This is a genomic window from Vibrio sp. ArtGut-C1 (genome assembly GCF_002105475.1).
In the GTDB taxonomy this organism is placed as follows: Bacteria; Pseudomonadota; Gammaproteobacteria; order Enterobacterales; family Vibrionaceae; genus Vibrio; species Vibrio diabolicus.
Genome location: NZ_NCTH01000006.1, coordinates 145,078 through 158,119 on the forward strand (window position 1 = coordinate 145,078; position 13,042 = coordinate 158,119).

Consider the following 13,042-nt stretch of genomic DNA (forward strand, 5'->3'; position numbering starts at 1 on the left):
CGGCTGGGTTTTGTTCGCCCTAATTACGTTGTTTATTAAACCTACTCAATGCGGAGTTATTCATCATGCCTAAGATGAAAACCAACAAAGGTGCTGCTAAGCGTTTTAAGAAAACTGCTGGTGGTATTAAGTACAAGCACGCTACAAAACGTCACATCCTGACTAAGCGTACTACTAAGAACAAGCGTCAACTACGTCCGAATGCAATCCTTCCAAAATGTGAAGTGGCTGCAGTAATCCGTATGTTGCCATACGCTTAATTCTTTTTAGTTATCAATCGTTTAGTTTAGGAGAAGCATAATGCCTCGCGTAAAACGTGGTGTACAAGCTCGTGCACGTCATAAGAAAGTTCTAAAACAAGCTAAAGGTTACTACGGTGCGCGTTCACGTGTTTACCGCGTAGCTTTCCAAGCAGTTACTAAAGCTGGTCAATACGCTTACCGTGACCGTCGCGCTAAGAAACGTCAATTCCGTCAACTATGGATTGCACGTATCAATGCGGCATCTCGTCAAAATGGTCTATCTTACAGCCGTTTCATCAACGGTCTTAAGAAAGCATCTATCGAGATCGACCGTAAGATCCTTGCGGACATCGCAGTATTCGACAAAGCTGCATTTGCAGTTCTAGTTGAAAAAGCGAAAGCTGCTCTTTAATTAGCAGTTTAGGATTAAGAGAAGGAGAGCATTAGCTCTCCTTTTTTATTGCTAAAATATATACCCAAATATTTTTCAGTTTTTCCATTCAGAATCTTGTCTATCAGTCTTCCCGATTTGATTAGTGATCGCTGCTCTATTGGTAATAAAATGGCTTGGGTATATATTTTACGTTTATAAGGGACTAAAAATGATCTACACAACGACAGAAAGCATTCCGGGCAAGCAGATCTCTGAAATAAGAGGGGTTGTAACTGGCAATGTTGTTCAATCAAAACACATCGGTCGTGACCTCATGGCGGGTATCAAAAGCATTGTTGGCGGCGAAATTCGCGGTTACACGGAAATGATGACCGACGCGCGTGATATAGCTATACAGCGCATGGTAGCAGACGCTGAATCTAAAGGTGCCGATGCAATTGTAGGGATTCGATTTACCACAAGCTCAATCGTAGATGGTTCTTCGGAAATTTTGGCATTTGGTACTGCAGTGAAACTGGCGGACTAGTCTACTTGAATAGCAGTGCAAAAATGCTAATAGAGAGCGGTGAATTATTATGCATTTACCGTTCTGTTCCTTTTAGGTTAATTATTCTAGATTTTTGCAGAGCGAATAGGTTTATATTCTCAACTCTACGTTACTATTAAAATTAATTGCGATGATTTAGAGTAATTGCTTCACTTTTGTTTTGTGTATTATTTTATATTCATAATGAAATTGAATTCATATTGAATTTTCCATTTATCGTGTGAATTTTGATTTCGATATATTAATTCATATTTTTCTTATAAAAATATGAACTTATACCTTGCCAAGCGGTTCTAAATTGTTACAAATACTATACAGCTGTAACATTGCCAAAAGGAATTGTAGATGAGAGATCTGACTCCCGAATACTTGCTAGCCGCATTACGCCAAGCGATTAAAACAAAAGGGCTAACATATCGAGAGCTATCTGAGAAAATGGGCATGCCGCTGTCCACTTTTAAGAGACACTTAACAAGCACAAATCTCGCTTTGGATAAACTGCTTGAATATTGTAGAGCTGTTGATTGCACGTTAGATGAACTACAAAAGCTTGCGAATCAATTACAAGGCGAAGACGAGGATTACTTTAGCCGTACGCAAGATGAAGTCTTTTTTCAATTTCCCCATCTTTACGATTTTTATCGTGAATTGAGAATGCTGCGAGGCAAAGATGGATATTCCATTTTAAAGAAAAAGTATGATTTGTCTGAGCAGAGCATGTCTGATTACCTAAAAGCTTTGGAGTTATTGGATCTTGTTTACGTTGATGAAGATAAAAATATAACGTTGCACGGGCCGTTATATTACAGCTATGCAGAAAACTCCAAGCTCAATGATAAATATACGGAAATCATAAAAGAACAGACAACAACCCACGATAAATGCGTTCGTGTGGCTTTGGCACGCATGAAAATTACCGAAGAGCAGCTTTTGCAACTGGAAGATCAAGTCGCAAAAACGGTTATTGATTTTCATTCCCAAAATGTTGTGGCAGAGAACTTCAATGTCTCTGATTTTACTAATATTGTTCTACTTGCAGGGCCACATCAACCAGTCACATTCTCTGATGGAATTATCGAGACAGAAGGGCGATTTATTGACGATATTCGTTATGCCATTGCATCTGCAGGTGATAAACCAAGCCTCTCGATTTAGAAATTCAGTCTTTTACTTAAAGAGAATCGCTTTCTCACTATGTTATTGAGTTTTGCAGCTCTAATATTGAAAGGAAGCAGTAAAAGAAAAGCCCAAGACAGAGCACACTTTGTAAATAGAGCATCTATCAGTTGCTGTTTTGAATCCAAACTTTAAGTGTTTTGGGCTTTTTTGAATAACATCATTTCAATATCACTCGTTGTCCAATTTTTAAGGTTCTGATTTTTGGGGTTATGTCCCCGCACTCCACTCTAGCCTTTCCTTACAATCAAATCATTCTCGCTGAACCAAGCATCTTGATGTTACTTGGTTATATATAATTAAAGCTTATTTTTCGGTTAGCTATAAATTCATACTTGCAATGTTTGTTTTTTGAACTATTATGACGAAGTGTCATTTATGACGGTTCGTCAAATTTAGTGGCGTTCCTGTATTCAAGAATCGTGTTACAATTATTGGGAGTGTGTTGGTATACGGATCAAAGGATTATGTTTAACTTTCGCTGTAAAAAAGATAGCAAGCAAGACGGATGTCGTACGTCTTCAGGGCTAACTAAAAAACAACAGGCGATTGCTGATCGTGAAATAGAGCTTATTCAATTGGCTAAGTCTCTGGTTCAAGAGCAAGGTTTTGCCAACTTAACGATGGACAAGCTCACAGCGGCAAGCCCTTACTCGAAGGGAACGATCTACAATCATTTTTGCAGCAAAGAAGATGTAATTCTTGCGCTTTGTATTCACTCGCTGAGAAGCGAAGCAATATTTTTCGAACGTACCGCTAAGTTCAATGGCAATACCAGAGAAAAAATCATTGCTATGCATGTAGGTTATCGTATTTACGCTCGTATGGAGCCTGTACTATCAACCTGTGCGATTGTTGCAAAGACGCCTTGGGTCCTAGAGAAAGCTTCGCCTAAGCGTGTGAATGAATTGAACAACTTAGAAGAACAAGTAATAGATGGTGCTGATGCGTTGGTGAATAATGCGGTGGAATGTGGAGACCTTAAGTTCTCTCCCGCAATTGGTTCTGATGCCATCGTATTTGCTAACTGGTCTATTGCCTTCGGTTCAAACGCTCTAGCGCAAAATGCATCGAACAGTCGATGTATTCAGCGAATTCAAGATCCATTCTCAGTACTGCATAACGCGAATATGTTACTTGATGGTTTAGGGTGGTCACCTTTATCGACAGAGTGGGATTACCGTAAAACGTGGCGTCGAGTGGAACAGGAATTGTTCAGCGAAGAGCTTGCTTATTTAGAGTCTGTGAATCGCTAATCGTTATAGAGGCCATCTAATATTTTAGTTGGCTTTTTTATTACACCATTGTGACGAATCGTCAAAAAATTAGAAATTGGTACTCAAGTTACCGATCTCGAGAAGTATAGGAAGTTACTCAAAAACTAACTTATATAACCAAATAAATTCGATCTGATTTTTATATGTTGAAGTTATCTGGTTATCACAGCATTCGCTGTTTTTTTAGTTTTTAAATTTGACGAAACGTCACAAAAGGAGAGTGTGATGCCATATCACAACGTTCAACAACAAGCCCGAATGAGCTGGGTCAAGCTACCAACGAATTACAGTGTGTTGGTTGTGCTTGCTACCGTTTTATTGATTGTTATAGCAACTATTGGAGGAAAAAATCTTTACTTTAGAGGGGATTACGACATCTTTTTTGATGGAACAAATGAGCAGTTACTTGCGTTTGATGAAATTCAGACTACCTTTGCAAAATCTGACAGTCTTGCTTTGGTCATAGCGCCAAAAAGTGGCACTGTTTTTACTCCTAACACCTTATCTCTTATTCAGCAGATCACTGACGAGGCGTGGCAAGTCCCATACTCCACCCGTGTTGATTCCCTTGCCAACTACCAGCATACCGAAGCGTTTGAAGATGATCTTCTTGTCGAAGATTTACTGTATAGCGAATATGAATTGACGCCTCAGCGAATCGAGAAAGTCAAAAGTATTGCGTTGAGTGAGCCGGTTTTGAAAAGTTCACTGATTTCCGAAAAAGGGGATGTCACGGTCGTGAATATTACGGTCCAACTCCCTGAGGTCGATAAAACCGCTGAAGTACAAGAAGTGGTTGCCTACATAAACGGAATGATTGAGCGTTATCAGCAAGTGTACCCGGATACTGAGTTCCACAAAGCCGGTATTATTGCAATGAACTACGCGTTTATGACCGCAGCTCAAGATGACAGCGCGACGCTAGTGCCGACCATGCTACTAGTGATATTGGTTTTCCTGACTCTCATGTTGCGCTCATTGCTTAGCGTCATCGCGACACTCATCGTTATTATCGGCTCAGTTATGGTGACAATGGGATTATCAGGATGGGCTGGTATGTTCTTAAGCACGGCGACAGTTAATGTGCCTACCTTGGTGATGACGCTTGCCGTCGCCGACTGTGTACACATTATAGCGACGATGCGTCAGTCTATGCAAAACGGCTTTAGTAAAGCCCATTCTATTGAACGAAGTATTGCGCTCAATTTCATGCCCATCCTGATTACCTCCATTACCACCGCGATCGGCTTTTTAATGATGAATATGTCGGATTCTCCAATCCTGAGAGATTTCGGCAACCTATCAGCCCTTGGCGTCATGATTGCTTGTTTCCTTTCCATCACATTACTTCCGGCGTTACTTCATATCCTTCCTGTTAGGGTGAAGTCAGACACTGCTGATGAAAGAAAGCACTTTATGGATCACTTAGGGGATTTCGTGGTGTCAAAGCGACATGCGTTATTGCCGTTGTCGGTGCTTGTTATTGTCGCGAGTGCGAGTTTGATTCCGCTGAACAAAGTCAACGATGAATCCGTCGAGTACTTTGGTCATAGCAATGAATTTCGTCGAGCGGCTGATTTTATGGAAGAGCGAATCAGTGGCATGGCGAACATCAGTATCGCGATAAAAACTAACGAATCGCAGGGTATTGCGGATCCTAATTTTCTCAATACCGTGGGTAAATTTACTGACTGGCTAAGGTTGCAGCCAGAAACGGACCATGTTGCGACCTTGAGCGATGTTTATAAGCGTCTAAACAAGAACATGCATGGAGATGATCAGGCTTATTACTCGCTCCCTCAAGACAGAGAATTAGCGGCTCAATATCTGCTGCTTTATGAAATGTCACTACCGTATGGCTTAGATTTGAACAACCAAATCAATGTTGATAAGTCGTCGATCAAGATGGTTCTCACTGTGGAGAACTTGGGCAGCGTCGAGCTTGTTGATTTGGAAAATCGTATTTACCAATGGTTTAACGAAAACGCGCCTCAGTATGATGTTGTTGCTTCTAGTCCATCACTGATGTTTGCGCATATTGGCGAAACGAATATGGCTAGCATGCTGTCAACCTTGCCTATCACTCTGGTCTTAATTTCGGCATTACTGATCTTTGCCTTACGCTCGTTCAAGCTCGGTTTAATCAGCCTGGTCCCGAATATCGCCCCTGCGCTTATTGGTTTTGGTATTTGGGCGCTGGTTTCTGGTGAAATTAATTTGGGGTTGTCTGTTGTTGTGACGTTGACGCTTGGCGTTGTGGTTGATGATGCCGTTCATTTTCTCTCTAAATACCAACACGCTCGTAAAGATGGCCATAGCGCGGAACAAGCGGTTCGTTACGCTTTTCGCACCGTGGGGCGCGCGCTTTGGATTACGACTGTCGTGCTTGTTGCTGGTTTCTCCGTTCTGGCGATGTCGAGCTTCCGCTTAAATGCCGATATGGGGCAGTTGAGTGCCATTGTTATCTTCATTGCTCTTGTTGTGGATTTCATCTTTCTACCGACTCTACTGATGTTGTTTGACAAAGGCGTCTACGACGAGGTGGACCGCCGAAACAAGCTTAAATCAACTGACTCTCAAACCACGGCTGTTATTCAGTCATAACGAATCAAAGGATTGAACATGAATTTACTAAAAAATGCCTTAAAAGTATCTGCACTTTCTGTCTCGCTTTTTATGAGTCATGCGGTGTTAGCGGATGAAGCGAAAGGATTAGAAATTGCTCAAGAGCGCAAAGCCCGTGATGAAGGGTGGGGGGATTCTGTTGCTACCATGAAAATGATTCTGCGGAACGCACAAGGAGAAAGCAGCACACGTTTAATGCGCCTCCAATCACTCGAAGTTGAGGACGATGGTGACAAAGGACTCACAATATTTGATGAACCAAGAGATGTGAAAGGCACCGCGTTTCTCAACCACTCTCATACAGTGGGTGCCGATGACCAGTGGCTTTACCTTCCAGCATTGAAGCGTGTGAAACGTATTTCCTCGCGTAACAAATCAGGCCCTTTCATGGGCAGTGAATTTGCGTATGAGGATCTCAGTTCCTTTGAGATTGAAAAATACCGTTTCAACTACCTAAAAGATGACAGCATAAACGGGCAAGATGTTTTCGTCGTAGAGCAAATTCCGACCGATAAGAACTCAGGTTATACCAAGCAAACGGTGTGGTTAGATAAAGCGCATTACCGCCCACTGAAAGTTGAGTTTTACGATCGCAAAGGGTCGTTGTTAAAAACGCTTTCTTTTTCCGATTACAAGCAGTACCTCAACCAATATTGGCGAGCGCACACTATGGCGATGACAAATCATCAAACAGGAAAAAGCACTGAGCTAACAACAAGTGAAATGCGCTTTAACACTGGTCTCGAAGACAATGATTTTCATAAGAATGTGTTAAAACGAGTGAGGTAGTGGAGGAGAAATGAACCGATCAAATGTTGGGTTGTTGCTTAGCGCAGCAACCTCTCTTTACTCGATGCCTCTTGCCGCCGTTGAGCTTGCAGGACAAGTCAATATTGAGCATCGTCAGTTTTTTGATTCTGGCTCTCAGGGTCAGAGCAAAGCGCAAACGTCATTGGTTTTGCAGCCAGAATTTTACTGGGAGATGCAAAATGGTGATGCGAGCTTTACCCTCACACCTTTCTATCGTTTGGATAGTCTAGACGATGAGCGAAGTCACGGAGACATAAGAGAGGCGCTTTATCTGACTTATTGGGATGATTATGAGCTTCGAGTTGGGATTAGTAAGGTCTTTTGGGGAGTGACGGAATCCGCCCATTTGGTTGATGTAGTAAACCAGACAGACGCCATTGAAGCCGTCGATGGTGAAGATAAACTCGGTCAGCCAATGTTGCATTTCACCTCATTCAAAGACTGGGGCACCGTCCATGCAATGTTATTACCTTACTTTAGGGAACGAACGTTTGCGGGTACTGACGGTCGTTTACGAACCGAACCTGTTGTCTCAGATGATGCTATCTATGAATCAAGCAGAGAAGAAAAGCAGGTAGATGTGGCTTTTCGATATTCGAAAATGCTTGGCGATTGGGACGTAGGCCTGAGCTATTTATATGGAACAAACCGGGATCCTTACTTTCGTTTTGAGTACGGGGAATTAAAGCCTTACTACGCTCTGATGAGTCATGTCGGTCTCGATGTACAAGGAATCGTTGGCGATTGGTTATGGAAGCTGGAAAGTGTTTATCGAGATAGTGCTGATAATCATGTCGGTCTTGTGACGGGATTTGAGTACACCTTCGTTGGCGCATTTGACACGGTTTGGGATGTGGGTGTGATTGGTGAGTACCTCTACGACAGTCGTGGGAATAACGCACAAACTATCGGTCAAAATGATGTGTTTGCAGGCATTCGTTGGGCGCTCAACGACGAGGACGGAACGGAAGTGTTGACGGGAATCACAAAGGATTTAGATAACGCCGATGTTTACAATGCCAAGTTAGAAGCCTCGAGCCGAATATCGAATAACTTTAAGTGGCAAATTGATGCTTGGTTGTTCCAAAATGAAACGCCAAACGATTTGCTCTATTTCGCCCGAGATGACGATTTTATCGAGCTATCTATTCAATACTATTTCTAAAACACAAAGGGCACAACTTAACGGCAGATTAATGAAAGATGACATTTTTGACGTTTTTGTGCTCTTTTTATTCAATAACCTCTTCTTTTCGTAATTCAATTTGGCATTGGTGCCCGGTTTGGCTACTATGTACAGCTATCAAAAAACCAATCACTCCCTTATGGACACTACCAACAGGTAGATGAGGAAACGATGCAACATCTAGAAGAGATCATTGCTAGCGCGAGCACTGCAATTGAAGCTGCCGAATCGCTAGTCGCACTTGATGAAGTGCGTGTTCAGTATCTGGGTAAAAAAGGTGAGCTAACTGCTCAACTTCAAAGCCTAGGTAAACTACCACCAGAAGAACGCCGTGAAGCTGGTCAAGAAATCAACAAAGCGAAAGGCGTAGTTCAGCAAGCTATCGCAGCTCGTAAAGACGCGCTACAACGTGCAGAGCTTGAAGCGAAACTAGCAGCAGAAACAATCGACGTAACACTACCAGGTCGTCGTATTGAAAACGGTGGTTTACACCCAGTAACTCGTACTGTAGAGCGTATTGAGAAGTTCTTTGGCGAACTTGGTTTTAACACCGAGGCTGGTCCAGAGATCGAAGATGCATTCCACAACTTCGATGCGCTAAATATTGCCGCTGATCACCCAGCGCGTACTGACCACGATACTTTCTTCTTCAATCCAGATTTGATGCTTCGTACTCATACGTCAGGCGTACAGATCCGTACGATGGAAAATGGTAAACCACCATTCCGTTTCATCGCACCAGGCCGTGTATACCGTAACGACTACGACCAAACGCACACGCCAATGTTCCACCAAGTGGAAGGCATGCTGGTTGATGAGAACGTAAACTTTGCTCAGCTGAAAGGCATCCTGCACGATTTCCTATGTAACTTCTTCGAAGAAGAAGTAGAAGTACGTTTCCGTCCATCTTACTTCCCATTCACTGAGCCTTCAGCTGAAGTAGACGTGAAAGGCAAAAACGGTAAATGGTTAGAAGTACTAGGCTGCGGTATGGTTCACCCGAACGTGCTACGCAGCGTAGGTATCGATCCTGAAAAATACTCTGGTTTCGCATTCGGTATGGGTGTTGAGCGTCTAACAATGCTTCGTTACGGCGTGAACGACCTACGTGCGTTCTTCGAGAACGATCTTCGTTTCCTAAAACAGTTCAAGTAATCCAGAGGGTTCATCAACATGAAATTCAGCGAATCATGGCTTCGTGAGTGGGTAAACCCTGCGGTTACTACTGACGAGCTAACTCACCAAATTACAATGGCCGGCCTAGAGGTAGACGACGTTCTTCCTGTAGCGGGTTCTTTCACTGGCGTTAAAGTGGGTCACGTTGTTGAATGTGGTCAACACCCAGATGCAGACAAACTTCGCGTTACTAAAGTTGACGTGGGTGAAGAAGAGCTTCTAGACATCGTTTGTGGCGCACCTAACTGTCGCCAAGGTCTGAAAGTAGCGGTAGCAACAGTTGGTGCTGTTCTTCCAGGCGATTTCAAAATCAAAAAAGCGAAACTACGTGGCCAGCCATCTCACGGCATGCTTTGTTCGTTCACTGAACTAGGCATTGATGTTGAGTCAGACGGCATCATGGAACTAGCAGAAGACGCAGTAATCGGTACTGATTTCCGTGAATTCCTAGGTCTAGATGACGTAACGGTAGACGTAGATCTAACAGCAAACCGCGCTGACTGTTTCAGCATTCGTGGTCTAGCTCGTGAAGTTGGCGTACTAAACCGTGCTGACGTGACTGAGCCATCAGTAGAAGCAGTTGCGCCTTCAATCGACGATAAAGTGTCTATTGAAGTGAAAGCGCCAGCAGCGTGTCCACGTTACCTGGGTCGTGTGGTTAAGAACGTAAACGTTCAAGCTGAAACGCCACTATGGATGCAAGAGAAATTGCGTCGTTGTGGTATTCGCTCTATCGACCCTGTAGTAGACATCACTAACTACGTGCTTCTAGAGCAAGGTCAACCAATGCACGCATTCGATCTAGCGAAGATCGAAGGTGGCATCGTAGTTCGTATGGCTGAGCAAGGTGAGAAGCTAACACTTCTTGACGGCAGCGAAGCAGAACTAAACGCAGATACATTAGTTGTTGCTGACCACAACAAAGCACTTGCAATCGCAGGTATCTTTGGTGGTGAAGAGTCTGGTGTAACAACTGAGACTAAAGACGTTCTACTAGAGTGTGCATTCTTTGCACCTGACCACATCCGTGGTCGCGCTCGTAGCTACGGTCTTCACACTGATTCTTCAATGCGTTTCGAGCGTGGTGTGGATTACGCCCTTCAAGCAAGCGCAATGGAGCGTGCAACAGCACTTCTTGTTGAAATCTGTGGTGGTGAAGTAGCGCCTGTTGTTACGGTTGAGTCTGAAGCAGACTTGCCTAAGCCAAACAAAGTAGCACTGCGTCGTACGAAACTAGACAACCTACTAGGTCACCACATCGCAGATAGCGATGTTGTAGAAATCCTAGAGCGTCTTGGTCTAACGGTTGAAGCTTCTATTCTTGAAAACGGTGAAGCAGGTTGGGTTGCTATTGCCCCAACATGGCGTTTCGATATCGCTATCGAGCAAGACCTGATTGAAGAAGTTGGCCGTATCTACGGTTACGACAATATTCCTAACCAACACCCAGCTGCAGCACTTAAGATGCACAACCACGTTGAAGCGGATCTTCCACTGAAACGCGTTCGTGATCTTCTTGTTGACCGTGGTTACCACGAAGCAATTACATACAGCTTCGTTGAGCCTGAGCAACAAAAATTAGTTGTACCTGGTGTTGAGCCTCTAGTGCTTCCAAACCCAATTTCTGCAGATATGTCAGCAATGCGTCTTGGTCTTATCCAAGGTCTGCTGAACACGGTTGTTCACAACCAGAAGCGTCAACAGCCACGCGTTCGTCTATTCGAATACGGCCTACGTTTCATCCCATGTGAATCTGCAGAAAACGGCATGCGCCAAGAGCCTATGCTTGCAGGTGTTATTGCTGGTACTCGTGGTGAAGAGCACTGGGATATCGAAACTAACACCGTTGATTTCTTCGACCTTAAAGGCGACCTAGAAGCAGTTCTAGAACTGTCAGCTAACGAAAAAGCGTACTCTTTCGCTGCACTGTCACCTGAAAGCAAAAAAGCTAACCCAGCACTTCACCCAGGTCAATCTGCGGCAATCATCGTAGATGGTAAAGAAGTGGGGGTGATCGGTACCGTTCACCCTGAGCTTGAGCGTAAGTTCGGTCTAAACGGTCGTACTATCGTATTCGAAATCGAATGGTCTGCAATCAACAGTAAAGTGATTCCAGAAGCGGTTCAGCTTTCTAAATTCCCATCAAACCGTCGTGACATCGCAGTAGTTGTGGACGAAGCGGTAGCATCTGGTGACATCGTTAATGCTTGTTTAGAGCAAGGTGGCGAGTTCCTTAAAGATGCGAAACTGTTCGACGTGTACGTAGGTAAAGGCGTTGAAGACGGTAAGAAGAGCTTAGCAATCGCTCTGACTCTACAATCAGTTGAGCGCACGCTTGAAGATGCAGATATCGCTGGTGCGGTTGACGCTATCGTTGCTCACGTTTCTGAGAAGTTTGGTGCGTCTCTGCGTGACTAATCTCGCGTAACGTATCTTCTTAAGAAATGAAAACCCTGCCAGTTTGGCAGGGTTTTTTATTTTTAGGATTACCTTATCGATGTTCAAGTTCCTTACTGCTCGCACCACCCCTCATTACTTTAAAATACTAGACCAAACTAGGGATAACCCTTACCCGAGATTAGGAACGTATTGTTTTTCAGCTAATACACGCTAACGATAGCTTATTGGCGGTTAGGCAGCGAGTGAGAGGGTATAGCTAAGCAGAAGTGGGAGCGTAAGAATACTGAAAAAGTTGCCAAATAGTACCATTGACGCCACTTTCATGGGCTCTATATTCAGCCTTTCCGCAAATAGGTAATTCATGACGGCTGGTGGCAGCATTGTGAAGAGTACCATCATTTGCAATTGCATCGTTGGAAGGGGAATTAACCAATAAATAAGTGCAAATGCAACCGCCCCAGTTGCAAGCGACTGCACGGTACACAATACACCAACCTTTAAACCGTCCACTCTTAAATGACACATTTGTGCCCCCAGGGATAAAAGCATCACGGGTACTGCCGCTTGGCCAAGTAGAGCAGTCGCTTCGTATAAAGGTGCCCATACACCCACATTTGACACGTTGAGAAACAGAGCCAACGACGCAGCTAAAAAGATTGGCATCTTGACTATTTGCTTAAAAGGGTTGCCATGACTAAGTAGCATTACACCTAAACTAATGTGCAAGCATGCTGACACGACAAATAGCAGTACTGCTGAGGATAGCGCAATTTCTCCAAACGTATAGGTAAACAAAGGAATAGCAAGGTTTCCGCTATTGCGAAACATATGTGGTGGTGCCCAGGTTTTAAACGACAGTGACGTTAATCGACATACTGGGATCATGAGTAGTGCGGGAACCAAAACCGCGACAATTGCTGCAAAAAGGAGTGGTCCCTGATTCGAGTCTAACGGCATGCTAACGAGCGAAGAAAACACCAGCGCAGGTGTGAAAACCTCAATGTTAATGCGGTTGATTGGACGAAAGTCAGGCTTGATGTAACGACCTACCAAATAGCCGACGCCGACAAGAGCAAAAACAGGGAAAAGAATATTTATGATTTGATTAATCATGGTCGCCTAGATGAAGTGTAAGGAGCTAATGTGGAGATACACGAAGAACCACATTATCAACCTTTATATATTGCGTCATCGCTGAACAGTGAGAAG

11 protein-coding genes are annotated in these 13,042 nt (G+C 43.7%); 10 read left to right on the top strand and 1 reads right to left on the bottom strand.

Features of this window, described 5'->3' with window-relative positions; all coding sequences use genetic code 11:
- Positions 1-65 precede the first annotated feature (65 nt).
- The 10 genes from rpmI to pheT all read left to right on the top strand — a co-directional run bounded on the left by rpmI (position 66) and on the right by pheT (position 11,851).
- Positions 66-260, top strand: coding sequence for a 50S ribosomal protein L35 (gene rpmI, locus B7360_RS07490; protein ID WP_005377932.1), 195 nt, complete (start codon positions 66-68; stop codon positions 258-260).
- A gap of 40 nt (positions 261-300) precedes the next feature.
- Positions 301-654: a 50S ribosomal protein L20 gene (rplT, locus tag B7360_RS07495; protein ID WP_004727974.1), complete on the top strand. Its 354-nt coding sequence runs from the start codon at positions 301-303 to the stop codon at positions 652-654.
- Between the two features lie 190 nt (positions 655-844).
- Positions 845-1,162 (top strand): heavy metal-binding domain-containing protein, encoded by a 318-nt coding sequence (locus B7360_RS07500; protein ID WP_005377919.1) that lies wholly within the window; start codon positions 845-847, stop codon positions 1,160-1,162.
- A gap of 366 nt (positions 1,163-1,528) precedes the next feature.
- The gene (locus B7360_RS07505; RefSeq protein ID WP_046874836.1) at positions 1,529-2,338 is read left to right on the top strand and encodes a helix-turn-helix domain-containing protein; all 810 of its coding nucleotides are present in this window, start codon (positions 1,529-1,531) and stop codon (positions 2,336-2,338) included.
- 488 nt (positions 2,339-2,826) lie between these two features.
- Complete coding sequence (locus B7360_RS07510; RefSeq protein WP_005395898.1) at positions 2,827-3,615, top strand: TetR/AcrR family transcriptional regulator; 789 nt, start codon at positions 2,827-2,829, stop codon at positions 3,613-3,615.
- 246 nt (positions 3,616-3,861) lie between these two features.
- Positions 3,862-6,240, top strand: a complete 2,379-nt coding sequence (locus B7360_RS07515) for an RND family transporter (RefSeq protein ID WP_085343166.1) — start codon at positions 3,862-3,864, stop codon at positions 6,238-6,240.
- Between the two features lie 18 nt (positions 6,241-6,258).
- A complete protein-coding gene (locus B7360_RS07520; protein ID WP_048626274.1) occupies positions 6,259-7,050 on the top strand; it encodes an outer membrane lipoprotein-sorting protein in 792 nt (263 codons plus the stop codon).
- 10 nt (positions 7,051-7,060) lie between these two features.
- A complete protein-coding gene (locus B7360_RS07525; RefSeq protein ID WP_085343168.1) occupies positions 7,061-8,236 on the top strand; it encodes a hypothetical protein in 1,176 nt (391 codons plus the stop codon).
- Positions 8,237-8,428: 192 nt separating this feature from the next.
- Entirely contained in the window at positions 8,429-9,412 is a 984-nt protein-coding gene (gene pheS / locus B7360_RS07530) for a phenylalanine--tRNA ligase subunit alpha (protein ID WP_005385470.1), read from the top strand.
- A gap of 18 nt (positions 9,413-9,430) precedes the next feature.
- The gene (gene pheT, locus B7360_RS07535) at positions 9,431-11,851 is read left to right on the top strand and encodes a phenylalanine--tRNA ligase subunit beta (RefSeq protein WP_085343170.1); all 2,421 of its coding nucleotides are present in this window, start codon (positions 9,431-9,433) and stop codon (positions 11,849-11,851) included.
- A gap of 213 nt (positions 11,852-12,064) precedes the next feature.
- Here the strand turns inward: pheT and B7360_RS07540 are convergent, their stop codons facing one another.
- On the bottom strand, positions 12,065-12,946 hold the full coding sequence (locus B7360_RS07540) for an AEC family transporter (protein ID WP_085343172.1): 882 nt from the start codon (positions 12,944-12,946) through the stop codon (positions 12,065-12,067).
- Positions 12,947-13,042: the final 96 nt, after the last annotated feature.